Annotated in this window: 24 protein-coding genes; 8 read left to right on the top strand and 16 right to left on the bottom strand. The window is 69.3% G+C overall.

The window, feature by feature from the left end; all coding sequences use genetic code 11:
- Positions 1 to 36: 36 nt before the first annotated feature.
- The 7 genes from CYL12_RS13675 to CYL12_RS13645 all read right to left on the bottom strand — a co-directional run bounded on the left by CYL12_RS13675 (position 37) and on the right by CYL12_RS13645 (position 7,554).
- The gene (locus CYL12_RS13675) at positions 37 to 906 is read right to left on the bottom strand and encodes a dihydrodipicolinate synthase family protein (RefSeq protein WP_101848073.1); all 870 of its coding nucleotides are present in this window, start codon (positions 904 to 906) and stop codon (positions 37 to 39) included.
- A complete protein-coding gene (locus tag CYL12_RS13670) occupies positions 903 to 2,573 on the bottom strand; it encodes a tripartite tricarboxylate transporter permease (protein ID WP_101848072.1) in 1,671 nt (556 codons plus the stop codon). The genes CYL12_RS13675 and CYL12_RS13670 overlap by 4 nt, the downstream gene beginning before the upstream one ends.
- Positions 2,570 to 3,109, bottom strand: a complete 540-nt coding sequence (locus CYL12_RS13665) for a tripartite tricarboxylate transporter TctB family protein (RefSeq protein ID WP_101848071.1) — start codon at positions 3,107 to 3,109, stop codon at positions 2,570 to 2,572. The genes CYL12_RS13670 and CYL12_RS13665 overlap by 4 nt, the downstream gene beginning before the upstream one ends.
- 58 nt (positions 3,110 to 3,167) lie before the next feature.
- The gene (locus CYL12_RS13660; RefSeq protein WP_233486753.1) at positions 3,168 to 4,127 is read right to left on the bottom strand and encodes a tripartite tricarboxylate transporter substrate binding protein; all 960 of its coding nucleotides are present in this window, start codon (positions 4,125 to 4,127) and stop codon (positions 3,168 to 3,170) included.
- Between the two features lie 162 nt (positions 4,128 to 4,289).
- On the bottom strand, positions 4,290 to 5,654 hold the full coding sequence (locus CYL12_RS13655) for an extracellular solute-binding protein (protein ID WP_101848069.1): 1,365 nt from the start codon (positions 5,652 to 5,654) through the stop codon (positions 4,290 to 4,292).
- A gap of 26 nt (positions 5,655 to 5,680) precedes the next feature.
- Entirely contained in the window at positions 5,681 to 6,634 is a 954-nt protein-coding gene (locus tag CYL12_RS13650) for a carbohydrate ABC transporter permease (protein ID WP_101848068.1), read from the bottom strand.
- Entirely contained in the window at positions 6,634 to 7,554 is a 921-nt protein-coding gene (locus CYL12_RS13645) for a carbohydrate ABC transporter permease (protein WP_101848067.1), read from the bottom strand. The genes CYL12_RS13650 and CYL12_RS13645 overlap by 1 nt, the downstream gene beginning before the upstream one ends.
- 197 nt (positions 7,555 to 7,751) lie before the next feature.
- Between CYL12_RS13645 and CYL12_RS13640 the strand changes: the two genes are divergently transcribed.
- The 4 genes from CYL12_RS13640 to CYL12_RS13625 are packed head-to-tail and all read left to right on the top strand — an operon-like array spanning position 7,752 to position 11,604.
- Positions 7,752 to 8,906 (top strand): PP2C family protein-serine/threonine phosphatase, encoded by a 1,155-nt coding sequence (locus tag CYL12_RS13640; protein ID WP_101848066.1) that lies wholly within the window; start codon positions 7,752 to 7,754, stop codon positions 8,904 to 8,906.
- Positions 8,903 to 10,867: a glycosyltransferase family 2 protein gene (locus CYL12_RS13635; protein WP_101848065.1), complete on the top strand. Its 1,965-nt coding sequence runs from the start codon at positions 8,903 to 8,905 to the stop codon at positions 10,865 to 10,867. Before CYL12_RS13640 ends, CYL12_RS13635 begins: the two co-directional genes overlap by 4 nt.
- Positions 10,851 to 11,183: an STAS domain-containing protein gene (locus CYL12_RS13630; RefSeq protein WP_101848064.1), complete on the top strand. Its 333-nt coding sequence runs from the start codon at positions 10,851 to 10,853 to the stop codon at positions 11,181 to 11,183. Before CYL12_RS13635 ends, CYL12_RS13630 begins: the two co-directional genes overlap by 17 nt.
- Positions 11,173 to 11,604 carry an ATP-binding protein gene (locus tag CYL12_RS13625; protein ID WP_101848063.1) on the top strand — a complete coding sequence of 144 codons (432 nt, stop codon included), beginning with the start codon at positions 11,173 to 11,175 and terminating at the stop codon, positions 11,602 to 11,604. Before CYL12_RS13630 ends, CYL12_RS13625 begins: the two co-directional genes overlap by 11 nt.
- Positions 11,605 to 11,608: 4 nt before the next feature.
- Here the strand turns inward: CYL12_RS13625 and CYL12_RS13620 are convergent, their stop codons facing one another.
- The 7 genes from CYL12_RS13620 to CYL12_RS13590 all read right to left on the bottom strand — a co-directional run bounded on the left by CYL12_RS13620 (position 11,609) and on the right by CYL12_RS13590 (position 18,304).
- On the bottom strand, positions 11,609 to 12,052 hold the full coding sequence (locus tag CYL12_RS13620) for a DoxX family protein (protein WP_101848062.1): 444 nt from the start codon (positions 12,050 to 12,052) through the stop codon (positions 11,609 to 11,611).
- 122 nt (positions 12,053 to 12,174) lie between these two features.
- Positions 12,175 to 12,834 carry a GntR family transcriptional regulator gene (locus tag CYL12_RS13615; protein WP_101848061.1) on the bottom strand — a complete coding sequence of 220 codons (660 nt, stop codon included), beginning with the start codon at positions 12,832 to 12,834 and terminating at the stop codon, positions 12,175 to 12,177.
- Positions 12,835 to 12,887: 53 nt separating this feature from the next.
- Positions 12,888 to 13,295, bottom strand: coding sequence for a heat shock protein transcriptional repressor HspR (locus CYL12_RS13610; RefSeq protein WP_101848060.1), 408 nt, complete (start codon positions 13,293 to 13,295; stop codon positions 12,888 to 12,890).
- Between the two features lie 94 nt (positions 13,296 to 13,389).
- On the bottom strand, positions 13,390 to 14,373 hold the full coding sequence (locus CYL12_RS13605; RefSeq protein ID WP_025102669.1) for a DnaJ C-terminal domain-containing protein: 984 nt from the start codon (positions 14,371 to 14,373) through the stop codon (positions 13,390 to 13,392).
- A 7-nt stretch (positions 14,374 to 14,380) separates the two neighbouring features.
- On the bottom strand, positions 14,381 to 15,025 hold the full coding sequence (gene grpE / locus CYL12_RS13600; RefSeq protein ID WP_101848059.1) for a nucleotide exchange factor GrpE: 645 nt from the start codon (positions 15,023 to 15,025) through the stop codon (positions 14,381 to 14,383).
- Positions 15,026 to 15,027: 2 nt separating this feature from the next.
- The gene (dnaK, locus tag CYL12_RS13595) at positions 15,028 to 16,890 is read right to left on the bottom strand and encodes a molecular chaperone DnaK (RefSeq protein WP_101848058.1); all 1,863 of its coding nucleotides are present in this window, start codon (positions 16,888 to 16,890) and stop codon (positions 15,028 to 15,030) included.
- A 148-nt stretch (positions 16,891 to 17,038) separates the two neighbouring features.
- On the bottom strand, positions 17,039 to 18,304 hold the full coding sequence (locus CYL12_RS13590) for an HNH endonuclease signature motif containing protein (RefSeq protein WP_101848057.1): 1,266 nt from the start codon (positions 18,302 to 18,304) through the stop codon (positions 17,039 to 17,041).
- A 169-nt stretch (positions 18,305 to 18,473) separates the two neighbouring features.
- On the opposite strand from CYL12_RS13590, the gene CYL12_RS13585 reads away from it, so the two are divergent.
- Positions 18,474 to 19,277 carry a MerR family transcriptional regulator gene (locus CYL12_RS13585; RefSeq protein ID WP_101848056.1) on the top strand — a complete coding sequence of 268 codons (804 nt, stop codon included), beginning with the start codon at positions 18,474 to 18,476 and terminating at the stop codon, positions 19,275 to 19,277.
- Positions 19,278 to 19,286: 9 nt separating this feature from the next.
- Entirely contained in the window at positions 19,287 to 19,937 is a 651-nt protein-coding gene (locus CYL12_RS13580; protein WP_101848055.1) for a hypothetical protein, read from the top strand.
- A gap of 6 nt (positions 19,938 to 19,943) precedes the next feature.
- Here CYL12_RS13580 and CYL12_RS13575 read toward each other — a convergent pair whose 3' ends face one another.
- Positions 19,944 to 20,405 (bottom strand): DUF3817 domain-containing protein, encoded by a 462-nt coding sequence (locus tag CYL12_RS13575; RefSeq protein WP_101848054.1) that lies wholly within the window; start codon positions 20,403 to 20,405, stop codon positions 19,944 to 19,946.
- Between the two features lie 114 nt (positions 20,406 to 20,519).
- Here CYL12_RS13575 and CYL12_RS13570 point away from each other — a divergent pair, with 114 nt between their 5' ends.
- Positions 20,520 to 21,455, top strand: coding sequence for a helix-turn-helix transcriptional regulator (locus tag CYL12_RS13570; protein ID WP_233486752.1), 936 nt, complete (start codon positions 20,520 to 20,522; stop codon positions 21,453 to 21,455).
- 45 nt (positions 21,456 to 21,500) lie between these two features.
- Here the strand turns inward: CYL12_RS13570 and CYL12_RS13565 are convergent, their stop codons facing one another.
- A complete protein-coding gene (locus CYL12_RS13565; protein ID WP_101848052.1) occupies positions 21,501 to 22,697 on the bottom strand; it encodes an MFS transporter in 1,197 nt (398 codons plus the stop codon).
- A 249-nt stretch (positions 22,698 to 22,946) separates the two neighbouring features.
- Here CYL12_RS13565 and CYL12_RS13560 point away from each other — a divergent pair, with 249 nt between their 5' ends.
- A complete protein-coding gene (locus tag CYL12_RS13560) occupies positions 22,947 to 23,819 on the top strand; it encodes a serine protein kinase RIO (RefSeq protein ID WP_101848051.1) in 873 nt (290 codons plus the stop codon).
- The last annotated feature ends 3 nt before the right edge of the window (positions 23,820 to 23,822 follow it).

Below are 23,822 nucleotides of genomic sequence, written 5' to 3'. Positions count from 1 at the left end.
TGTAACCGGTTTCAGCGGCCTCGCGGCGCGTGGTCGTCAGCGGTGCGCGGCCACCACCTGCGCGACGGCGGCCCGCTCGTCGGCGGAGGGCTCGGCGATGGCCATGCGGCAGTGCGTGTCCACCACGTCGAGCACGCGGTACGCCTCTTTCATGCGCGCCATGTCGCCGCCGATGAGCGCGACGACGTCGTCCACGGCGATCTGCGCCGCGGCGATGGCATCCGCATCTCCGGAGCGTCCGGCGTCGGCGAGGGCTCGGAAGGGTTTCGGCGTGACGGAGGAGACACCGGAGACCACGCCCTGCGCGCCGGCTTCGACGGCCGCGATGAGGTCGCGGTCGGCGCCGGTGTAGAGCTCGAAGCCTGCGGGCACGGCCGCACGATAGGCCGCGATGTCGTCGAGCGACAGCTCACTCACCTTCGCTCCCACCACGTTCGGCAGGTCGGCGATGCGTACGAGCAGTTCCGGCGAGACTGGGTTCCCGCTCCGCGCCGGGTAGATGTAGACGTAGAGGCGCCCGTCCCCCACGGCTGCGGAGACGGCGCGGTAGTAGTCGAGGATCGCGTCGTCCGTGGCACGCAGGTAGTAGGGGGTGAGGGCCGCGAACTCCGCGGCCCCCAGCTCCTTGGCGATGCCCACCAGGCGCACGGCCTCGAAGGTGCTCGGCTGTCCGACGTGCACGATCACGCGCATCCGGTCCGCCAGTTCCTCCATCGCCGCTCCCACGAGCGCCCGGAACTCGTCCGCGTCCACGGCGGGGAACTCGCCCGTGGTGCCGAGGACGAAGGCGCCCTCGTTCCCCGAATCGGCCACGAACCGGAAGATCGCGCGCGACCCGTCGAGGTCGAGGGCCCCGTCGCGGTGGAACGCGGTCGGGACGGCGGTCAGGATGTCGTAGCGGGTCACTTCTCGGTCTCCTCGGGGGTCGTGCTCTTGCGGTTCTTGCGGTCGGCGCGTCCCCGGCGCGCACCCGCGTCGACGTTGCGGACGGTGGAGGTGAGCAGATCGGGCTGCGCGGCGAGCTCGTCGTGCGCCTTCTCGATCTGCTCGATGCTGTCGGTGCGGAGGATCGAGTCCTCCAGCGAGGCCCGCGCGGCGCGAGGCTTGCGGGCGGCACGGATCGCCGGCATCACGATCGACAGCACGGCCAGCGCGAGCAGCACGAGGGCGATGGGGCTGACGACCTCGAAGAACGGCCTCGTCGGGAGGATCGCCAGCGTGCGGGCGAGGTTCTCCTCGGCGAGCGGACCGAGCAGCAGGCCGAGCACGACGGGTCCGGCCGGTACCTGCATGCGCTTGAGCAGCACGCCGATCACGCCGAAGATGAGCATCGTGACGACCGTCGACAGACTGTTCGAGGTGGCATACGTGCCGATGATGCAGAAGATGAGGATGCCGCTCCACAGATAGGGCTGCGGCACATCCAGCAGCTTCACCATGCCCTTCATCCGCACGAGACTCAGCGCGAGCGACAGGATCGTCGCGACGAGCATGATGCCGACGATCGAGACGACGAGGTCTGGGCGGTTGGTGAACAGCGTGGGGCCCGGGGTGATGCCCCAGATGATCATCGAGCCGATCATCACCGCCATCACGGAGTCGCCGGGGATACCGAGCGCCATCGTGGTGGTCAGCGAGCCGCCGAGCGTGGCACTGGAGGCGGTGTCGGACGCCGCGACGCCCTCGATCGATCCCTTGCCGAACATCTCCGGGTGCTTCGACACCTTGCGCGCCCGCTCCCAACCGATGAGGCCGGCGATGTCGCCGCCCGCTGCCGGGATGAGTCCGACGCCGAGGCCGACGGCTCCGCCAACCGCGGTCGCCCGCCCGCTCTGCTTCAGCTCCGCGCGGTTCGGCCACCACCGGCCGAGACTCGAGATCGGTCGCACGTGCGACTTCCGGTGCGTGAGGAGCTGATCGAACAGTTCCGCGATGCCGAAGAGACCGATGATGACGGCGATGAAGTTCACACCCTCGACGAGTTCCAGCACGCCGAAGGTGAAGCGCTGGTCGGCCGTGGCCGCGTAGGTCCCGACGCTGCCGAGCATCAGCCCGAAGAGTCCGGCGAGGATGCCCTTGAGCATCGACTTCGACGAGATGCCGATCATGATCGCGATGCCGAAGACGACGAGCGCGAACAGCTCGGGCGACTTGAAGTAGTCCCGCGCGAAGCTGGCGATCGGGACGGCGGCGATCGAGAACAGCACGAGCGAGGCGAGGATGCCGACGGCCGACACGATCGCGGAGATCGTCAGAGCGAGACCGGCCCTCCCCTGCTTCGCCATCGGATAACCGTCGAGGGTGGTGGCGATGGAGGCGGGAGTCCCCGGGGTGTTGATGAGGATGGACGGCACCCGGTCGCCGAAGTTCGCCGCGACGTAGATCGTCAGCAGCACCGCGAGACCCTGCACGGGTTCGAGGGTCATGGTGAATCCGGCGGCGAGCGCGACCGCCATGGTCGCGGTGATCCCGGGGAAGGCGCCGACCATGAAGCCGAGGACGAGGCCGACGCCCATGTAGAGCAGGATCGAGATGTCGAGGAGCGAGTTCAGCCCCTCCAGGAGCGCGTTCACAGGGGGATCCTCAGGAGCATGCCGAAGACGACGTAGACGAACGCCGTCACGGCGGCGGAGTAGATGACGAGGCTCAGCCAGCGGCGGTGGCCGTAGAGGAGCATCAGCGCGGCCATGAGCAGGGCACAGGCCACCGGGAAGACCTCGATCCGGTAGCCGAAGAGGATGACAGAGCCGAGGGACCAGAAGGCGATGAAGGCGCCGGCGATCGCGATCGTCGCGATCACCCGGAGGACGCCTCCCGGCTGGATGCGCTCGATGTCTTCGCGGGTCGGAGCCGGTCTTGTGATCGCCACGGCGAGGAGCGCGATCGCGACGACGACGCCGGTCACGCCGATGACGAGCGGCCAGAAGCGGGCGTCGATCTGCCCGGGGGCGGCCTCGCGCCGCAGCGGGATCTGCGTGGCGAGGAAGAGGTAGCCGGCGGTGATCGCGAGGGCGACGGCGGCGAACGCGATCTCGAGGGGCCGCGAGGCGGTCGCGCCCTCGTAGCCGCCCGACGCGGCCGACTCGGCGGCGGTCTCAGGGCTGGTCATGATGTTCCTTCGTCGGAGGGCACGGAGGGGCCGGCGCATGCCGACCCCACCGGGGTGTTCAGCCCAGGAGGTCCTGGAACAGGGCGAACTGGTCGTCGACGAACCCGGTCCACTCCTCGGAGTCGCGGTAGACCACGAGGTTGCCGGCGTCCGCCTGGAACTTCTGGTAGCTCTCCGACTCCACGGCCTCCTTGACCGCGGCCTCGAGGACGTCGTGCACGTCGTCGGGCAGGCCTGCCGGCGCGTAGATGCCGCCCCAGCCACCGAAGACGACCTCTTCGCCGATGGCCTCTTCGACCGTCTCGACGTCTTCCGCGTCCGGGTGACGCTCGTCGTTCATGACCGCGAGGATGCGGACGGCCTCGCCCTGCGCGAGCGCCTCGCCGAGTCCGGAGACCGCGGCGACGGTCTCACCGGAGGCGGCGGCGGCGACCGCCGTGGCTCCGCCGTCGTACGGGACGGGGGTGAAGTCGGCGTCGGTCGCCTGACCCAGGCCGAGGGTGGCAGCCTCCCAGATCGAGCCGGCGCCGGAGTTCGCGACCGTGACGGCGCCGGCCTCGGCCTGCGTCACGAGGTCGTCGAGGGTCTCGATGCCGCTGTTGGCACCCACCGTGATGACGCCGGGCGCGAGCATGATCTGGCCGAGCAGGTCGAAGTCCTCGGGGAGCACGTCGGCGCTCTGGGTCGTGTTGAGCATCGCGATCTCGACCGGCGCGAAGCCGATGACGTAGCCGTCCGGATCCTGCGAGCCGACGTACTCCATCGCGAGCGCTCCCGCGGCTCCGGGCATGTTCTCCGGGATCACGCTGACGCCGAGGATCTTCTCCAGCTCGGTGGCGAGCGCGCGCGACGACAGGTCGGAGCCGCCGCCGGGATTGGCCTGGATGATCAGTCGGATGTCGTCCTCGGGATAGGTCGAGGCGGCCCCCTCGCTCTCGTCGACCTTCGTGCAGGCCGACAGCACCAGAGCGGTGGCGGCGAGGGCGGCGAAGGCAGCGGCCGCCCGAGTGATGCGCATGCGGGGCATCTTTGCTCCTCTACGTGGGTCGACCGTGTTGTCGACACCGCGAGGCTACCAGTGTTGACTGTTAACAGTCAACACTGATCGATGCTGCGCAGACCGTCCTCCGCCGCGAGCGCCAGGCGGGGGTGACCGCCTGGCGCTCTGCCCCTCCGGGGTCTAACCGGCCGTGGCGTTCTCGTACGCTCGCATCGCCGCCTCCTGCGCCTCCTTCAGCGCGTCCTCGGGCGACTTGTCCCCGAGCAGCGCCGCCGTGATGGCGTTGTTGAGCTCGTTCTGGATCTCCTGGCCCGCCGGCGAGGAGCCGAAGGACTGCCCGTAGTCCACCACGTCGTAATAGGTGGAGATGACCTGATCGAAGCCGGCGTTCCCACTGTCGGTGACGAAGGTCTCGCGGATCGACTGGTCGGCGGACGGCGATCCGGTGAAGAGCCCGGTGTTGATGCCGCCGTCGGTCTTCAACGTCTCGGCACGCGCCTCTCCCGCCGCGTTCCATGCGTCGTCGGAGGTGAGGTTCACCATCCACGCGCACGCCGCCGCGGGGTTCTCCGCCCCGGCCGGGATCACGAACGCGGTACCGGAGGCGACGGAGAACGGCTCGCCATCGGCATTCCGGAACGGCACGGCCTCCAGCTCGATCTGGTCCGCGTAGGGGCTCAGCACGTTCGGATACCACTGCGCGTTCACCTGCGCGCCGACCTGCTGGGCGACGAACTGGTTCTGGTCGCCGAACGCGTCGAAGGAGTCGGTGAAGCTCTTGACGGCCGCGAAGCCGCCCTGCGCGTCGGTGATCTGCTTGAGCACCTCGATGCCCGCCACGTTGCTCGGGTCGTCGAGAGTGGGCGCGCCGTCCTCGTCGTTGAGCTGGCCGCCCATGCCGAGGATCCACAGGCCGGCCTGGCCCGTCGCGACCGGGTCGAACCCGAGCCGCGTCGGCACGCCACCGGACTCCTGGTACATCTTCTCGATGGCACCGAGCAGCACGTCGGGCTGCGAGGTGTCGATCTCCTCCGCCGTGACCCCTGCCTCATCGAGCACGGCCTTGTTCAGCAGGATCGCGGGCGGCTGGTAGAACTGCGGCACCGCCCACACGGCGTCCTCGTAGGTGACGTCGTCGACCACGAACGGATACCAGTGGTCGCGCGGCGACACGTCCTGGGCGGCGAAGCACTCGTCGAGCGGCATGATGAGATCCTGTGCGGCGTACGTCGTGACGTACCGGCGGTCCATCTGCACGACGTCCGGCACGTCGCCGCTCGCGATCCGGGTCGTGAACTTCTGCGCGTCGAAGGCCGTCGCGTCGAGGTCGACCTCGACGCCCTCCAGCTGAGCGGCCGCGTAGTCCATGCGCGAGGTGCCCACGTCGTCGGCGTTCTCGAAGCCCCACGCCTTCAGCGTGCCGGTCGGATCCGCACCGAAGTCGGCGTCGGCCGCCTGGTCGTCTCCCCCTCCCCCACCGCACCCGGCGAGGACGAGGACGGATGCCGCGGCGACCGCGGTGATTCCCAGCATGCGTGTACGCATGACTGCTCCTTTCGATCTGTGGTTCGTCATCCCTTGCGCCCCTGGGTCGCGACGCCCTCGATGAAGGCGCGCTGCCCGAAGGCGAAGAGGATGAGCATGGGGAGGGTCACCAGGAGGGAGGCGACCATGACGTACTGGTAGTCGCCGTGACCACCCGCGGTGGGGCTGTACTTGGTCATGGCGTACGCGATGCCGAGCGGCGCGGTGAACTCGTCCACGGACCCGGCGTTGAGGTAGATGAGGGCGGCCTGGAGGTTGTTCCAGCTCGCCTGGAACTCGAACAGGAACACGATGACGAACGAGGGGATCGACAGCGGCATGGCGATCCGCCAGAACAGACCCCAGGCGCTGGCCCCGTCGAGCCGCGCCGCCTCGAACAGCTCCCGCGGCAGGCCGAGGAAGAACTGCCGCTGCAGGAAGATGTAGAAGGCCGAGCCGAAGAGGTTCATGCCCCACAGCGGCACCCACGTGCCGAGGAGGCCGGTCTCCTTCCAGATGAGGTAGATCGGGATCATCGTCACCGCACCCGGCAGCATCATCGTCGCGAGGACGAGGCCGAACAGCAGCCCCCGGCCAGGGAAACGGAAGTACGCGAAGCCGAACGCCACGATCGAGCTGGAGATCGCCACCGCACCGGCGGCGAGCAGCGCGATGGCGATGCTGTTGCCCATCCAGTTCAGCAGCGGGAGCTGGTTCCACACCTCGACGTAGTTCTCCGGCACGAACGTCTTCGGGATGAGCGCGTTGTCGAACACTTCGCCGCGCGGCTTGAGGCTGGCTGCGATGAGCCACGCGAAGGGATAGAGGAACAGCAGCGCGAACAGCACGAGGATGATGTTCAGCACGATGCGGGCGATGAGGCTCTTCGGCTGCCGCAGGTGCCGCCGCCAGCGCGAACGGGCCGGGGCGGGGGCCGCGACCGTCTCGGGGAGGTCGTCGCCGTCCGCCTCGACGGGGATCTGACGCAGGGTCTGGGACATCAGCGGTCTCCCTCGTAGTAGACGAAGCGGTTGCCGACCTTCACCTGGATGAGCGTGATGATCATGATGATGACGAAGAGCAGCCACGCCATCGCCGCCGCGAAGCCGAAGTTGAACTGCCGGAACGCCTGCTGGAACAGATAGATCGCGTAGAAGAGCGACGCCTCAGGAGACGAGTTGCTCTGATCGCGCCAGAACAGCAGATACGCCTGGTCGAAGATCTGGAAGGCGGCGATCGAGAGCACGATGACGTTGAAGAACATGGCCCCCGAGATCATCGGCAGGGTGATCGAGAAGAACTTCCTGATCGGTCCCGCCCCGTCGAGCGACGCCACCTCGTACAGCTCGACGGGCACGTTCTTCAGCGCCGCGAGGAAGATCACCATCGTGCCCGCGACGGTCCACAGGGTCATGATCACGATGCTCGGCTTGACCCAGGCGGGATCGACGAGCCACTGCGGTCCCTGGATGCCGAACAGGCGGAGGAACTGGTTGATCGCTCCGGAGTTGCCGTTCAGGAGGAGGAAGAACACCGCGGCGGTCGCGACCGCCGGCGTCATCTTCGGCAAGTAGTAGAGCACTCGGAAGAACCCCGCGCCGCGCCCGACGCGGTTCAGGAGGAGGGCGAGGATCAGCGCGAACACGATCTCCAGCGGTACCGCCATCACCACGTAGAACAGGGTGTTCGCCAGGGAGACGCCCACCCGCGGGTCCTCGAAGAGGTTGGCGTAGTTGTCGATGCCGACGGGGCGGGCGCTGTTCGTGGCCAGGTTGTAGCTGCTGAACGAGATGTACAGGCTGTAGACCATCGCCCCGGCTGTGAAGATGAGGAATCCGATGAGCCACGGCGAGATGAACAGGTAGCCGGCGAGGGCTTCCCGACGGTTGTACCGGTCCCGCTGGCGGGTCTTGAGCGGCATCCACCTGCCTCCTTCCTCAGGACGCGCGGATAGGCGCTCCAGTCCTGGCGCGATGCTAGATCCGGAGAAGCGTTTCCCCACGGGGCTTGCGCAGAACCGTTTCCTGTGGTTCACCTGAATGCCGTGGACCGGGCTGGCGCCGGGCCTCACGAACCTCAATAGGATGTGGGGAATAAACACGGAGGAGGGCCGGGGGAATGTTCGACGAGCGACGGCGACAGGCAGCGCTCGAGGAACTGGGGATCCTTGACACACCACCCGATGAGCGGGTGGATCGGGTGGCACGACTGGCGAAGGAGATGTTCGGCGTGCCGATGGTCAGCGTCTCGCTGATCGACCGCGACCGACAGTGGCGCAAATCGCAGATCGGCCTCGGGGGGAACGAGGCACCGCGACAGGATTCGTTCTGCGACTACACCGTGTCGCAGGACCGGACGGTGGTGGTGGAGGACGCGAGCACGACCGACCTCTTCGCCGAGAACCCGTTCGTGACCGGGGACCCGCACCTGCGGTTCTATGCGGCCCATCCGCTGCATGCGCCGGGCGGGGAACCGGTCGGGACGCTGTGCGTGCTCGACACGGAACCGCACACGTTCACGGACGCCCAGCAGGACCTTCTGCGTGACCTCGCGTTCTGGGTGCAGACGGAGCTGGCGCAGGACGCGGACATCGACCACGCTGCCGTGGTGCAACGGGCGCTGCGCCCGCGGGTGCACCCGGAGATCGAGGGCTACACGATCGCCGCCGGCGCCGCCCCGCGCGGAATGCTCGCCGGCGACTACTACGACTTCTCGCGTCACGGCGACGCCCTGCGCGTGACCCTCGCCGATGCGATGGGCAAGGGCACGGGGCCGGCGCTGGTCGCCGCCACCGTGCGCGCCTCACTGCGGACCGCGCCGGAGCGCTCCCTGGCCGACGCGGTGGTCGAGGTGGACCGCCTGCTCGAGGACGACCTCGCCGATACGTCGATGTTCGTCACGGCCGTCGTGGCAGAACTGCGGCCGCAGACGGGCGAACTCGAGGTCATCGACGCCGGTCACAGCCTCGCTTTCGTCGTCAGAGCGGACGGATCGTGGACGCCCTTGCGTTCGACGAACCTGCCGCTGGGCATGGGGATGGGCCTTGCCGATCCCCGCGTCCCGGTGACCACCCGCCTGGAACCGGGCGACGCCTTCATCTGCTGCAGCGATGGACTCCTCGACGTGCTCGACCCGGACGACCCGTTCGGCCATGTCGAGCGCGTCCTCGCCGAGATGGGCCCCGGCGGCGCTGTCGGCGAGGCTCTGCGGCTCGCGAACGACGAGCGCGCGACCGACGACATCACCGTCGTCGTCGTGCGGAGGGACACATGACTGCGCGGTTCGCGACCATCCGCGTCCTCGCTCTGCTGTCGGTCCTGCTCGGCGTGAACTACGTCGCCTGGCGATGGCTGGAGTCGGTGAACTGGTCGGCCTGGTGGATCGCGGTACCGCTCGTGATCGCCGAGACCTACAGCCTCATCGACACCTTCCTGTTCTGCCTGACGATGTGGCGCGCGAAGGAGCGTCCGGCGCCCGTGTCGCCTCCGCAGGGCACGGTCGATGTCTTCATCACGACCTACGACGAGCCGATCGAGCTCGTCATGACGACGGCCAGGGCGGCGAAGCGGATCGCCTATCCGCACTCCACCTGGATTCTCGACGACGGCTCCCGCCCCGAGCTCGAGGCCGAGGCCCGGGCGGCGGGCCTCGGCTATCTCACCCGCTCCGAGGACTGGACGGGTAAGCCCCGGCATGCCAAGGCCGGTAATCTCAACAGCGCGCTCTTCCAGACCGATGGCGAGTTCCTCCTCATCCTCGACGCCGACCAGGTGCCCGACCCGCTGATCCTGCACCGCACGCTCGGCTACTTCGCGGATGACCCGGAGGTCGCCCTGGTGCAGACGCCGCAGTGGTTCGTGAACGTCGACGAGGCCGACCCGCTGGGGAGCCAGGCGCCGCTGTTCTACGGGCCGATCCAGCAGGGGAAGGACGGCTGGAACGCGGCCTTCTTCTGCGGCTCGAACGCCGTGCTCCGCCGGGAGGCGCTCATGCAGCTCGGCATCGTCGGATACGTCCGGAGCGTGACGGACTCCGCCGCGCGCGCGCTGAAGACCTCCGAGGCCCTGATCGCCCGCGAGGCCGACGCCGCGACCGATCCGGCGCTCGCCACCGAACTCGGGGCGCTCCGCATCGCGATCGCCCGCGGGCGGAAGGAGCTCGCCGGCGGCGCATCCGTCGCCGAGGTCGCCGAGCGAGTCGGGGAAGCTGTCGACAACGCCTCCCGGATCCTCGTGGCGCACGACCTGGAAGGCATCCGTGCCGACCTCGCGGTGATCGAGTCCCTTCCCGTGCAGCAGGACGCGGAGCTCGGACAGGTGGTCGTGGACGAGGCCGGGCTCGAAGCCCTCGTCTCCTCCGACCTCTCCCCCCTCACCGCCGTGGAGGCCGTCCGCGGATTGCTGGATGCGCTGCGCCTGGACCGGGCGGATGAGGCGCAGCCCATCCTCCCGCTCGCCACGATCTCGGTGACGGAGGACATGGCGACGGCGATGCAGCTGCACGCCCTCGGCTGGAAGAGCGTCTACCATCACGAGATCCTGGCCCACGGGCTCGCCCCGGAAGACCTCCGGACGATGCTCACGCAGCGGCTGCGGTGGGCTCAGGGCACGCTGCAGGTCATGCTGCGCGACAATCCCCTGGCCAAGCGCGGGCTCTCGGTGGGGCAGCGCCTGATGTACTTCGCGACGATGTGGAGCTACCTCTCGGGCTTCGCCGCGATCGTCTACCTCGCCGCCCCCGTCATCTACCTCGTGTTCGGGGTGCTTCCCGTCACCGCCTGGTCGGTCGACTTCTTCGTGCGGTTCCTGCCGTACTTCCTCGTCAACCAGGCGCTGTTCCTCGTGGTGGCGAAGGGGGTGAAGACCTGGCGAGGGCAGCAGTACTCGCTCGCGCTGTTCCCCGTGTGGATCCGCGCGTGCTGGACGGCCTTCGCCAACGTGGTGCTCGGCCGCCCACTCTCCTTCGCCGTGACGCGGAAGGACGGCCGAGACCCGCGCGGCGTCCCGTGGCGCGAGATCTGGCCGCAGCTGACCGCCATGGTCGTCCTCGTGATCGCCCTCGTCATCGGGGTCGCCCGGGTCATCGTCGGCACGGGCGACGGCACCGGCACGCTCGTCAACACCGCCTGGGTCCTGTACGACCTGGTCGTCCTCAGCGTCATCATCCAGGCGGCGCGCTACCGCGGTCCCGCCGCGCAGGTCCTCGAGAAGGAGTCGAATGAACGTCAGCACTGACACCAGGGACGGCTACGCCGTCGTCACGATCACGGGGCGCCTGACCGCCTCCGGGGCGCCGTTGCTGCGCAACGCGGTGAGCGATCTGGTCGCCGCGGGGCAGCCGCGCATCGCGATCGACCTGAGCGAGACCGAGTTCGTCGACTCCTCGGGCCTCGGCGCGCTGGTCGGCGGCCTCAAGAGTGCCCGCGTGGCCGGCGGTGATCTGCGGATCGCCGCGGTTCCGGAGGCCGTGCGCACCGTCCTCCGCCTGACCAACCTGGATCGCGTGCTCCGCGACTACCCGACGCCGGAATCGGCGTTCGATGCACGCTGATATCCGGGCCTTCCACATCGACGGGCCCGCGGGGCTCGCCCTCGTCGATCGCGCCCTCGACGAACTCGACCGACTCTGGGGCCAGGCTCCGGAGGTGCCGGCGCAGGACCAGGTGCTGTTCACCCTGGCGCTGAGCGAGGTCACCACGAACATCGCGCAGCACAATGAGCGCGAGGACGTCGTGCTGAGCGTCGACGTCCACGTGACCGCGGACGAACTGCGCGCCTACGTCCGCGACACCGCCCCTCCGGCGCCGATCGACTGGGACGCCGTGTCGATGCCGGGCGAGGAGGCGGAGAGCGGCCGCGGTCTCGCGCTGTCGCAGGCCGCGCTCGACGAGTTCACCCACACGGTCACCGATCTCGGCAATACCTGGGTCCTCGTCCGGCGTGTGGATCCCGCGCGCGAGACGGGCGACTAGGCGGTCAGACGAGCCAAGCCGGCGCGCGTCCGCGGAGCGCTGCCGCGTCGATCGAGTAGCGCCCGGCGCCGGTGAGGGCGAGCGCGAGAGCCGCGGCACCGAGCACTGCGACGAACTCGTAGCCGCCCGCCGTGACCCACAGGCCGGCGGGAAGGTGCACCAGCACGAGGGCGACCAGCATGTCGACGGCGAGGAGGACGCCGACCGGACGGGTGAGCAGCCCGAGGATGAGCAGGATCCCGCCGATGAGCTCGAGGAAAGCCACGACGGGGGCGGCGATCTCGGCGAGCGGGACCCCCATGCCGGCGAAGCTGCCGATCGTGCCGGGGATCGTGAACTCGAAGATCTTCTGGGCGCCGTGGGCGGCGAAGATCGCGCCGACGACGATGCGCAGGACGAGGAGTCCGAGCGACGGGGCGGAGGAGGCGGGGGCTGTGGTGTTCGTCATGAGGAGGTTCTTCCTTCGTGGCAGGACACCCGCGCGGGCGCGGACCAGGGCTCTTGCCCTGGCCCCCACGGTAGGAATCGTTCTTTTCCGTCCGCTGAACGCCTCCGTCCGCGAACGCGGGCTCAGCGGGAGCCGACCTCGTTCAGCATCCGCTCGCGGGCGCCGTCGAGATGAGCGGAGAGCACCGACGCGGCCTCCTCCGGCGCTCCGGTGCGCATGACATCGAGCAGCTTCACGTGATCGTCCGACGACTCGTGCAGGTCCTCGTCGTGGTTGATCGTGACCTCGAGGAGGGCCGTGAACGTCGGGAGGTACTGGTTCCAGGCGCCCTCCAGTCGAGGGTGATCGGCGAGGGCGTAGATCTGGGAGTGGAAGTCGAGGTCGGCGGTGACGAAGGCGGCGTGATCGCCGGCGTCCGCGGCCTTGGCCATGCGCTGGACGGCGTCGGCCATCGGCTGCCACCGCTCGTCGTCTCCGACCCGCATCGCTCGGGAGAGGGCGAGCTGCTCCAGAGCTCCTCGAAGGCTGTAAAGCTGATCGACGTCGTCGCTCGTCAGGCCCACGATGTAGACGCCCCGAGGGCGCTGCACCTCGACGAGCTTCTCGAAGCTGAGCTGCGTCAGGGCGTCGCGCACGGGGCCGCGGCTGACGGCGAACTCCTCGGCGAGGGCCTCCTCCGTGAGGCGGGCCCCCGGGGCGAGCTCTCCTCGCACGATGCGCTGGCGCAGCACGCGCGCGACCTGCGCTCCCAGCGACTCCCCGCGCGTGACCGTCTGCGTCATGGTGACCTCCTGTTAACAGTTGACAGGATATACACAGGGGCGCGCGGTCAGGATCAGGAGCGGGGACTCCAGAGCACGAGTTCCGTGGAGCGCCGGATGCGGCGTCCGCTCGGCATCGGCACGACGCCCGCGGAACCCGCGGCGAACACCCGCACGCCGGGGCGGCTCTCCCGCTCGGCGCGGAGTGCGCTCTCCAGCGCGAGCACGCGATCGCGCAGCATCCGGTTCTCGTCCTCCAGGTCGAGGAGCCGGGCGATCGCCGGGAGGCTGACCCCTTCGGAGGAGAGCTGGGCCACCTCGCGCAGCTGCTCGATATTGCGGTGCGAGTAACGACGGGATCCGCCGGGCGTCCGACCCGGCACCACGAGGCCGATCCGGTCGTACTGACGGAGGGTCTGGGGGTGCAGGCCGGAGAGCTTGGCGGCCGCGGCGATCGCGAAGACCGGAGTGTCCGCGTCCATCACGCCTTCCTTCCTGGTGTCACGTCAGGCTGTCGCGCCGGGTCAGGCAGTTCCTTCCCGGAACCGCCTGACCCGGCGCGAAAGCCTGTGCTCGTCAACGGCGGGCTTTCGCCATGAGCTCGGCCCGCGGGTTCTCCTGAGGCTCCAGCTCCTGGAACCGCTCGAGAGCCTCGCGCGCGGCGTCGTCGAGGTGCGTCGGCACCGCGACCTGGAGCTCGGCGAGCAGGTCACCGGTCCCCTTCGCGGTCGCGACACCTCGACCCTTGACGCGGAGCACGCGGCCCGACGGGGTCCCGGGGGCCACGCGGAGCTTCACCACGTCGCCGCCGAGCGTCGGGACCTCGATGGTCGCCCCCAGGGTCGCCTCGGTGAAGGTCACGGGGACCACCACGCGGAGGTTGAGGCCGTCCCGCGTGAAGACCGGGTGCGGGCGCACCGTGATCTGCACCACGATGTCTCCGCTCTCCCCGCCGTCCGGCGACGGACGACCACGGCCGCGCAGCCGGATCTTCTGCCCGTCGGCGACGCCCGCGGGGATCTTCACCTTGAACGGCTTGCCGTCCTCGCCCTGCAGCGTGATGGTCTCGCCCTGCACGGCGGTGCTGAAGTCCAGCGTGGTGCGGGCCGTGACATCGGCGCCGCGCTGCGGACCGCCGAAGCCACGGAAGCCGCCACTCGGCTGCCCGAATCGGCCTCCGCCGAACGAGCTGCCCTGGCCCTGGTTGAACATCGCGAAGATGTCCTCGAAGTCGGCGGTCTGGCCGCGCCCCTGCTGTCCGAACCGGCTGAAGACGTCTTCGAACCCGCCGGCGCCCGAGCCGCTCGCCGTGAAGCGAGCGCCCGAACCCATGGCGCGGATCTCGTCGTACTCCTTGCGCTGCTCGGCGTCGGAGAGCACCGAGTACGCCTCGCTGATCTCCTTGAACTTGGCCTCGGCCTTCGCATCGCCCTGATTGGAGTCGGGGTGATACTTGCGCGCGAGCTTGCGGTACGTCTTCTTCAGGTCAGCGTCGCTGACGTCCTTCGAGACCCCGAGGGTCTTGTAGAAGTCCTTGTCGAACCAATCCTGGCTGGCCATCGATCACCTACTCCGCAGGGACGGCGACGACGACCTTCGCAGGACGCAGCTCGACCTCGCCGAGGCGGTACCCCACCTCGACGACCTCGAGCACCGTGGTCTTCTCGACGCCGGGGGTCGGCTGCTGGAAGATCGCCTCGTGACGCTGAGGGTCGAACTCCTCGCCCTTCTCGCCGTAGGCGACCACGCCGAGGCGCTCCACGACCGCGCGCACCTTCTCGGCGATCACGGCGAAGGGGCTGCCTTCGACCAGATCACCGTGCTGCTCGGCGCGGGCCAGGTCGTCGAGCACGGGGATGAGGCCCTTGGCGGCCTCGCCCTTCGCGCGCTCGATCTCGATCTGGCGCTGCTCCTCTGTGCGGCGGCGATAGTTCGCGTACTCGGCCTGCAGGCGCTTGAGGTCGGTCAGCAGGGCGTTCTCGGCGTCGGCGATCGCGGCGTCGCCTGCGGCGGCATCCGCCGTCTGCGCGGCGCCGAGGATGTCCTCGACCGTCAGCCCGTCCTCGGCCTCGGCGGCCGCGTCGAGCGGAGTCTCGTCCGAGCCCTCGGCGGCCTTCGCCTCGCGGGAGTCCTGGTTCTGCGGCACGGGGCCGGATGCCTGAGCATCCGACCCCTCCGGAACCTCGTTCTCGTCGAAGTTCTTGTCCGTCATGATTACTTCTTCTCGTCCTCGTCGTCGACGACCTCGGCGTCGATGACGTCCTCGTCGGAGGAGGGAGCGTCACCGGTCGGGGCCTCGCCCTCGGCCGAAGCGCCGGCGGCGTCCGCCTGCGAGGAGGCGTAGATCGCCTCACCGAGCTTCGACTGGGACTGGTTGAGCTTCTCGAACGCGGTCTTCACGGCCTCGTCGTCGTCGCCGGCCAGAGCCGTCTTGAGCGCGTCGACGTCGGCCTTGACCTCGGTCTTCACGTCCTCGGGGAGCTTGTCCTCGTTCTCGGAGATGAGCTTCTCGATGGAGTACGCGAGGGTCTCCGCCTGGTTGCGGGTCTCCGCGGCCTCACGACGCGCCTTGTCCTCAGCGGCGTGCTCTTCGGCCTCGCGCACCATGCGCTCGATGTCCTCCTTCGACAGCGACGAGCCGCCGGAGATGACGATCGACTTCTCGGTGCCGGTGCCCTTGTCCTTCGCGGACACGTGCACGATGCCGTTGGCGTCGATGTCGAACGTAACCTCGATCTGCGGGATCCCGCGAGGAGCCGGGGCGATCCCGGTCAGCTCGAAGGTGCCGAGCGGCTTGTTGTCGCGCGTGAAGTCACGCTCGCCCTGGAAGACCTGGATCGCGACGGACGGCTGATTGTCGTCGGCCGTGGTGAAGGTCTCGCTCCGCTTGGTCGGAATGGCCGTGTTGCGCTCGATGAGCTTGGTCATCATGCCGCCCTTGGTCTCGATGCCGAGGGAGAGCGGGGTGACGTCGATGAGGAGGACGTCCTTGCGCTCGCCCTTGAGGACACCGGCCTGCAGCGCGGCGCCGACGGCGACGACCTCGTCCGGGTTCACACCCTTGTTGGCTTCCTTGCCGGTCTCGCGCTTGACGAGCTCGGCGACGGCGGGCATACGGGTCGAACCACCCACGAGGACGATGTGGTCGATGTCGGACACCTTGATGCCGGCCTCGCGGATGACGTCCTCGAACGGCTTCTTGGTGCGGTCGAGCAGGTCCTTCGTGAGGTCCTCGAACTTCGCGCGGGTGACGGTCTCGGACAGCGAGACGGGGCCCGAGTCGGTCAGCGACAGGTACGGGAGGTTGATGCTGGTCGACGTGGAGCTGGAGAGCTCCTTCTTCGCCTGCTCCGCGGCCTCCTTGAGGCGCTGCAGGGCGATCTTGTCGCCCGAGACATCGACGCCCGTGGTCTCCTTGAACTGCTTGATCAGGTAGTCGACGAGACGCTGGTCCCAGTCGTCACCACCGAGGCGGTTGTCGCCGGCGGTGGCGCGCACCTGGATCGTGGAGAAGTCGTCGTCCTTGCCCACCTCGAGGAGGGAGACGTCGAACGTTCCGCCACCGAGGTCGAAGACGAGGATGAGCTCGTCCTCCTTGCCCTTGTCCAGGCCGTAGGCGAGAGCCGCGGCGGTCGGCTCGTTGATGATGCGGAGCACGTTGAGGCCCGCGATCTCACCCGCCTCCTTGGTGGCCTGACGCTCGGCGTCGTTGAAGTACGCGGGGACCGTGATGACGGCGTCGGTCACGGTGTCACCGAGGTACGACTCGGCGTCGCGCTTGAGCTTCTGGAGGATGCGCGCGGAGATCTCCTGCGGCGTCCACTTCTTGCCGTCGACGTCGAAGCTCCAGTCGGTGCCCATGTGGCGCTTGACCGAGGCGATCGTCCGGTCGACGTTGGTGACGGCTTGGCGCTTCGCGGTCTCACCGACGAGCACCTCCCCGTCCTTGGTGAAGGCGACGACCGAAGGGGTCGTGCGGAAGCCCTCGGCGTTGGCGATGACCTTGGGCTCGCCACCCTCGAGGACGCTGACGACGGAGTTGGTGGTTCCGAGGTCGATACCGACAGCACGTGCCATGTGTTCTCTCCTTTGTTGGAAGTCTGTTGTGGTGCGAAAACCTGCGGCGATCAGGGAAACCTGAGTCGCGATGGCTCAAGTGTACGCCCAGGCCGAAAGGCTGTCAAATGAACTTGATATGAACTGACTCAAGTTTTGCCCCCCGGTATCAGAAGGGCGCATCCGCCGCTTCCTCGGTGAAGGTGACGGTGTTCGACGGCGGCGGGCGGTCGATGTAGATCTTCCCCGCCGGGCTCGTCCAGGCGTAGAGCCCGCCGCCACGCGCCTCGACGTGCCAGGCGGACTGATGTTTCAAGACGTGATGTCGACGGCACAGGTGGCCGAGATTCCCGGCACTTGTCGCCCCGCCGAGCGCGGCGTCCCGGTGGTGGTCGATGTCGCACTCCGCGGGTGCATAGCCGCATCCGGGGAAGCGGCACCGTTGATCCCTCGCTCTCAGATGGCGCCGTAGCTCGGCGTTCGGGCGATACCGGTCGACTGCGAGGACCGCGCCCGTCACGGGGTGGGTGAGGATGCGATCCCATCCGGAGGCAGCTCCCGCCAGCTTCCGCGCCGTGGTCCGGTCGATCGGGGTGCGCCCGTCGATCTCCGCCGGCGCCCGACCATGGCCGAGAAGGGTCATGACAGGCACCGTGACGCCGACCGTGGCGACGATCGCGGCCAGGGTGCCGTCATCATCATCATGGCCGGCCGGCGCACCGGTGAGGAGGACGTCGAGCGCGAGGTCGGCCCTGGACTGCGCGACGGTTCGGGTGTCCGTCGGGTCGTCGCCGGCCTGTGCGGTCTTGGCCATGGTGGTCAGCCGATCGAACACGCCGTGCACCAGCGCCGCCGGCCCCAGGAGTCCGAGCTCAGCCATCCCGTCAGGGGCGTCCCGCACCCACACGCGCCGCCGCTCACGGGCGACCTCGTGACGGTCCGCGAGGGGACGTGGCTGAAACTCCTCCGCGACCCGGCGGGCCATTCGCGCGACGCGGTTCGGTGCCTCGTCCTCGGCGAAGGCGATCATTCGCGCGGAGAACGCGTCGCGGTCCGCCTCGTCTTCGAGGTGCTCCCCCGCCTCCGCGATGACGCGGGCATGCCGGGCGGTGACCTGCCCCGCGCCCCATGCACCCCACAGCCGGGGAAAGCGTTCGACGATCCAGACCGCATCCGCCATCCGCCGCTGCACCGTCCTGTCGCTCGCCCGCAGCGCGGCACCGAACTCCGCCGCGACCGTGCGCACGCTCAGATCCGCGCCGTCCGGATGGTCGGCCTGTGCCGCGACCTCGACGGCGAGGCGCGACCCCAGAGCCAGGATCCCATCCCGCGCAGCCTGCAGACCACTGATCGTCCGCTCGACGCCGACGAGCATCTCCGTGAGCGCTCGGAGCGCCTCCACCTGCTCGATCGTCGCGTCCGCCAGTCCTGTCATACCCCGAGTGAAGCAGGGGTCACCGACATTGAAAGCCCAGTTCAGACGAGGTAAACGATATTCCGGCATCCTCTGCGTGCGAAGGAGGTCACACCGAGCGCGCTCCGCCTCGATGACCGCGAGCCGCCATGCTTGACTCTCACACGGTGTCAGACGGGAGAACAGAGACATGTTGTCCATCGGAGCGTTCGCGCAGATCGGCCAGGTGACCCACCGGATGCTCCGGCACTGGGACACGGCCGGGCTGCTCGTCCCCGCCCACGTGGACGAGTTCACGGGCTACCGGTCCTACGACCCGTCGCAGCTCGAGCGCCTGCACCGGATCGTCGCCCTGCGTCAGCTCGGCTTCGGTCTCGACGACATCTCGGCGATCCTCGCCCAGGGCGTCGACGCCGACCGGATCGCGGCACTCCTGCGCATCCGGCGTGCCGAGGTCGAGCAGGAGCACCGGCTCGCGGCCGCGCGACTCGTCGATGTGGAACGGCGCCTCCACCTCATCGAGAAGGAGAAGCACATGTCGCAGGTCGAGATCGTCCAGAAGCCCCTCCCCGCCGTTCGCCTCGCGGCCATCCGCACCGTCGTCGCGGAGCAGCCCGCGGTCGCGGAGGTCGTGGGACCGGCCTTCGACGCCGTGGCAGAGGTCATCGGGGATGAATGCGGCTCCCTCACCACGCCGATCGCGCAGTACCGGACACTGCCGGACGGGATGGAGGTCATCGCCGGATACTCCTACTCCGGTCCGGACGCCGAGGGGATCGAGATCATCGAACTTCCGGCCGAGACTGACGCCGTCTGCGGGGTGCACCTCGGATCCATGGAGCGGATCGCAGAGAGCTGGCATGCCATCCACACCGAGGTCGTCGCACGCGGCCTCGTCCACGCCGGTCCCTGCCGGGAACTGTACGTGCGCGCCCTCGGGGATGATCAATCGGACTGGGTCACCGAGCTCCAGCAGCCCGTCGCGCGCCGCTAGGCTGACCGCATGAACCGCACCCCCGTCCGACGGCTCGCAGCCGCGGTCCTCGCCGCCGCTGCAGTCCTCTCGCTGAGCGGGTGCCTGTACGCGCAGATCCCGGAGTCCGCTCCGTCACCGACCGCGGCCCCGCAGACGGACACCCCTGCGGACGAGCCGACCGGCGGCACGACCTTATCCTTCGCCGAGGGTGCCGAGCTTTCCTCCGACGCCTACATCGAGTGGGGCGACGGGCTCCTGACGCACGACGGGTGGGAGACGGTCGCCCCCGATGACGGCAACGGCGGCTGGACCTACGGCACGGTCGACGGCACCTGCACCGCGCAGTTCTGGCAAGGCCTCATCTCCGACGTGCCGACCGTGAGCGGCGACGACTCCGTCTCGTCCGACGCGATCCTCGGCGTCCTGCTGCAGTCGACCACGGCGGACATCACCCCGCACGCGAAGACCGGCGAGTTCAGCTACCTGAGCGGAGGCGCGGGCGGCGTCGAGAACCGCTGGGTCGCGGGCGGTGACGGCGACCGCTCCTGGATCATGGCGGCACGCGCCTTCACGAAGACCGGGGTCGGCCTCTACGTCGTCGTGGACTGCACGGGCGGCGATCCAGCGGCCGTGATGGACGAGGTCAACGAGGCGAACGCGATCGTCGTCACGCCCTGACAGAGGTCATTTGCCGCCGGGCGGCCCGACCAGCAGCAGGATCACGTACAGCGCGACGATACCCACGACGAGCAGCACCGCCAGCACCCACGGGCGGCGAAGGAACCAGCGCATCAGGCGGTCATACCAGCGGCGGTCGCGCGGGTCACCGGAGGCTTCGAGTCGCCAGTCGCCCCGGAGGCGGCCGCTGCGGTGCAACCAGATCTCCATCGGGATGGTCGCGTAGGGGACGACGGCGCTGGCGACCGCGAGCACCCCGGCACCCGGATGCCAGCGCTGGTTGAGCGCGACGAGGACGGCGGTCGCCGCGTAGGCGAGGAACACGAACCCATGGATGCCACCGCCGACGGTCACCACGACTCCGGGGGCTCCGACGGCGCGGGCGATGATCGCGGCGATGAGGATGGTCCAGGTGATCGCCTCCGCGATCGCGAGGACACGGTACAGGCGGCCAGGGGTGCGGAACACGGAACTCCTCGGGTGGGGTACCCCTCCAGCGTATCCCGCTGCGAATCGCCCGATTTGCTCCATCCGCCGCCGAAACGGAGCAGGGTGAGCGATTCGAAGGGGAATAGCGGGACGGTGGCCGACGTTGCCGAAGGCATGGTGACGGTGGACGCGGATGCGCTGTCCTCCGTGCTCGGCACGGTGGACCTGCGTGTGGGGATCGCCCGGCGGGCGCGGCTGGCCCGCGGAGGGCTGCTGCCGCTGACCCCCGGACGCATCACCCTCGTCTATATCGCCGACGGCGCCGTGCACGGTCATCCGCCGCTCGGAACGGGCTGCCGTCTCGACGTGGACCGCGCCTCGCAGCAGCTCACGCTCGAGGAACCGGGTCACCGAGACCGGCTCGTCGCCGGCGACGCCTTCCTGCTTCTCCGCGGCGACACCTTCGCGCTGGAGGCCGATGCCGACACCGCTCTGCTCGTCGTCGACATCGAGCTCGCCGACGCCGCGTCTCCGCTCCCCGCGCTCCTGCCACCCTTCCTCACGGTGACCGGGTTCGACGCGCTGGAGCCGGCCGCCGCCGCCCTCGCCGAGAACATGGGCGTCGTGGACGCCGCCGCGTGCCCCGCGCGTCAGGGCGACCCCCTGATCTGCCGGATGATGGCGACCACCGTGCTGCTCTCAGTCATCCGGGCGTGGGCGGCCAACGGCTGCGCGCCCGCCGGGTGGCCCTCGCTGTCGAAGGACCCCTTCCTCGACCGGGTCGTGGAAGCCATCCACGAGCAGCCGGGACGGGACTGGACCGTCGAGCGCCTGGCCGCTGTCGGCGCCATGTCGCGTTCGGCTTTCGCGGAGCGATTCCGTCTCGCCGTCGGACGCTCCCCCGCCGACTACGTGACCGAGGTGCGGATCGACGCCGCGAAGCGGTTGCTCCAGGACGGGCAGTCCGTCTCGAGCGTCTCGCGCGAGCTCGGCTACGCCTCGGACGAGGGTTTCAGCCGCGCGTTCCGCCGTCGCACGGGCATGACCCCGTCCTCCTGGCGCGCCTCGCACTCCCTCGTTCCGGCCTGATCTGCCTGACCTCACGACCTGACCCCTGCCCGGGCGGGCACGAGGTCAGGGGCGGGAGCTGCGGCGATTCGAGAGGCCGAAGAGCACGGCGCCGGCAAGGAGGGACACCGCACCGATCGCGTAGACGAGCTCGACGCTCAGGGTGTCGACGAGGAGTCCGCCCACGCCGGCCGCGAGCGTGATCGCCCCCTGGAACCCGACCACCACGAGGCTGCCTCCGGCCTCCAGACGGTCCGGCATGCGGTGTCCCACCCAGGTGTTCACGACGATCAGCCACGACGAGAAGAAGAAGCCCCAGAGGAGCACCACGGCGCCGATCCCGATGATCGATCCGGAGAAGAGCACCATCGACAGCACCGCGGCGGAGATCACGAGCGGCGCGAACACCGCGAAGAACGCGAAGGAACGGTCGATCACGAGTCCGATCGAGAGGTTGCCCAGCAGACCGCCGACGCCGAACAGCGCCAGCAGCAGGACGATCGTCGACGCGTCCACGTCCGGGATGCGCTCCAGCGCGAGACGGACGTAGGTGTAGGCGAGGAAGTGGCCGAGCACGACGAGCACGTGTCCGACCAGCCCGAGGCCGATCCCCGGACGCCGAACCGTGTCGACGAGCAGACGCAGGCTCGACGCCCGCTCAGCCGGGACGCTCGGCAGCGCCCACCGCAGCGCGACGGCGAGCACCACCATCAGCACTCCCGCGATCGCGAACACGGCACGCCAGTCGACGACCTCGCTCAGCATGACCCCGAGCGGGACGCCGGCGACCGTGGCGAGCGAGACCCCGGCGGACGTGAACATCACCCCGCGACCGAGGTGCTCCGGCCCCGCGAGGCGCGCGGCGACCGTGATCGACATCGTCCAGTAGGCGCTGATCGCGGCCCCCAGCAGGAACCGCGCCAGCAGTACGAGGATGAGGTTCGGGGCGATCGCGACGACGAGGTTCGACACGGCCGCGGCGAGCGCCATCCACACCAGCAGTGACCGACGGTCCAGACGGGGGAACACGAGGCCGACGGTCGGGGCGACGAAGAGCCCGACGAGCGCGGTGACGGTGACGGTCTGCCCGGCCTGGCCGGGCGTCACGCCGAGGCCGTCCGCCATCTCGGTGAGCACCCCGTTCGGGAGGAACTCAGCGGTCACCAGAAGGAAGCCCATCACCATGAGGGCGATGAGTCCGCCGTAGCGGATGCGGTCGACGCGGGTGGTCGGCAGGGTCGGGACGGGGGCGGTCGTGGTCATGCTTCCAGACTCGCAACGGGAACGAGGCCGCGCCCGACCGGTCGTCCGCCGCATCCGACCGATCGTCCGACCCTGGACAACCTCCGTCCGGCCCCCTAGGCTCGACGACGCACCGGGATCCGCCCGGGAAGCCCGAGCGAAGGAGGCGATGAGATGAACACTGTCGTCGTCGCGCCTCTCGCCGACCACCTTCCCTTCGAGGCCACCCGCTCCTGATCGCCGCGTGGCCTCCCTTCCCGGAGCCACACCGTGACCGAATCCCCCGCTTCCTCGGAAGCCCCGTCCTTCGACGCCACCGCCTTCGACTCCCTCGAGACCGCCCTCTCCTTCGCCGAGGTCGAGCCCGGCCCGAACCAGCGCTGGACCACCTGGCCGTCATCCACCCCCACCGAGCGGGGGCCGGAACCCCGCCCCGCCTGGGTGGTGACCTCCGCCGGCGCCCTGGACACCGAGCTCGGCATCCTGAAGACCGGCAAGGAGGCCGACGTGTTTCTGCTGGAGCGCGCCGTGCCCGACGACCCCGCGCAGCGCACCCTCCTCGCCGCCAAGCGCTACCGCGGCATCGAGAACCGGAGCTTCCAGCGATCCGCTGTCTACACCGAGGGGCGCAGCACGCGGAACACCCGCGATACGCGCGCCCTCGCCAAGAAGACCGCCCACGGACGGGAGGTCGCCGCGGCGCAGTGGTCGCTCGCGGAGTTCGAGGCCCTGTGCCGGATGTGGGAGCGCGGCGCCCCGGTGCCCTATCCCGTGCAGGTCAGCGGTACCGAGGTGCTCATGGAGTTCCTCGGCGACGACCGGGGCATCGCGGCGCCCCGGCTCGCGCAGGTACGCGGGTCGAACGCCGAGATGCAGGAGTACTTCGCGCAGGTGGTCAAGCTCCTGCGCGTCTTCGCCGCCGCGGGTTTCGCGCACGGCGACCTCTCCGCGTACAACCTCCTCGTGCACGAGGGGCGCGTGCGAGTGATCGACCTCCCGCAGATCGTCGACGTGATCGCGAATCCGCAGGGCCTCGACCTCCTGCACCGCGACTGCGTCAACGTGTGCGAGGGGTTCGCCCGGCGGCGCGTGGAGTGCGACGCCGAGGCCCTGTTCGCCGACCTCCTCGGGACCCTGTTCTGATCC

This window comes from Zhihengliuella sp. ISTPL4, from assembly GCF_002848265.1.
Classification (GTDB): Bacteria; Actinomycetota; Actinomycetes; order Actinomycetales; family Microbacteriaceae; genus Microbacterium.
Note: the sequence above shows the minus strand (reverse complement) of the source record. Positions and strands in the feature narration are given on the sequence as shown.

Excerpts from the sequence above, each read along its gene's own strand:
- CYL12_RS13580 (WP_101848055.1), top strand. The coding sequence starts at position 19,287 with ATGAACCGCACCCCCGTCCGACGGCTCGCAGCCGCGGTCCTCGCCGCC.
- CYL12_RS13665 (WP_101848071.1), bottom strand. The coding sequence starts at position 3,109 with ATGACCAGCCCTGAGACCGCCGCCGAGTCGGCCGCGTCGGGCGGCTAC.
- CYL12_RS13650 (WP_101848068.1), bottom strand. The coding sequence starts at position 6,634 with ATGTCCCAGACCCTGCGTCAGATCCCCGTCGAGGCGGACGGCGACGAC.
- grpE (WP_101848059.1), bottom strand. The coding sequence starts at position 15,025 with ATGACGGACAAGAACTTCGACGAGAACGAGGTTCCGGAGGGGTCGGAT.
- CYL12_RS13660 (WP_233486753.1), bottom strand. The coding sequence starts at position 4,127 with ATGCGCATCACTCGGGCGGCCGCTGCCTTCGCCGCCCTCGCCGCCACC.
- CYL12_RS13605 (WP_025102669.1), bottom strand. The coding sequence starts at position 14,373 with ATGGCCAGCCAGGATTGGTTCGACAAGGACTTCTACAAGACCCTCGGG.
- dnaK (WP_101848058.1), bottom strand. The coding sequence starts at position 16,890 with ATGGCACGTGCTGTCGGTATCGACCTCGGAACCACCAACTCCGTCGTC.
- CYL12_RS13625 (WP_101848063.1), top strand. The coding sequence starts at position 11,173 with ATGCACGCTGATATCCGGGCCTTCCACATCGACGGGCCCGCGGGGCTC.
- CYL12_RS13655 (WP_101848069.1), bottom strand. The coding sequence starts at position 5,654 with ATGCGTACACGCATGCTGGGAATCACCGCGGTCGCCGCGGCATCCGTC.
- CYL12_RS13640 (WP_101848066.1), top strand. The coding sequence starts at position 7,752 with ATGTTCGACGAGCGACGGCGACAGGCAGCGCTCGAGGAACTGGGGATC.
- CYL12_RS13590 (WP_101848057.1), bottom strand. The coding sequence starts at position 18,304 with ATGACAGGACTGGCGGACGCGACGATCGAGCAGGTGGAGGCGCTCCGA.
- CYL12_RS13565 (WP_101848052.1), bottom strand. The coding sequence starts at position 22,697 with ATGACCACGACCGCCCCCGTCCCGACCCTGCCGACCACCCGCGTCGAC.
- CYL12_RS13630 (WP_101848064.1), top strand. The coding sequence starts at position 10,851 with ATGAACGTCAGCACTGACACCAGGGACGGCTACGCCGTCGTCACGATC.
- CYL12_RS13585 (WP_101848056.1), top strand. The coding sequence starts at position 18,474 with ATGTTGTCCATCGGAGCGTTCGCGCAGATCGGCCAGGTGACCCACCGG.
- CYL12_RS13635 (WP_101848065.1), top strand. The coding sequence starts at position 8,903 with ATGACTGCGCGGTTCGCGACCATCCGCGTCCTCGCTCTGCTGTCGGTC.
- CYL12_RS13615 (WP_101848061.1), bottom strand. The coding sequence starts at position 12,834 with ATGACGCAGACGGTCACGCGCGGGGAGTCGCTGGGAGCGCAGGTCGCG.
- CYL12_RS13620 (WP_101848062.1), bottom strand. The coding sequence starts at position 12,052 with ATGACGAACACCACAGCCCCCGCCTCCTCCGCCCCGTCGCTCGGACTC.
- CYL12_RS13645 (WP_101848067.1), bottom strand. The coding sequence starts at position 7,554 with ATGCCGCTCAAGACCCGCCAGCGGGACCGGTACAACCGTCGGGAAGCC.
- CYL12_RS13610 (WP_101848060.1), bottom strand. The coding sequence starts at position 13,295 with ATGGACGCGGACACTCCGGTCTTCGCGATCGCCGCGGCCGCCAAGCTC.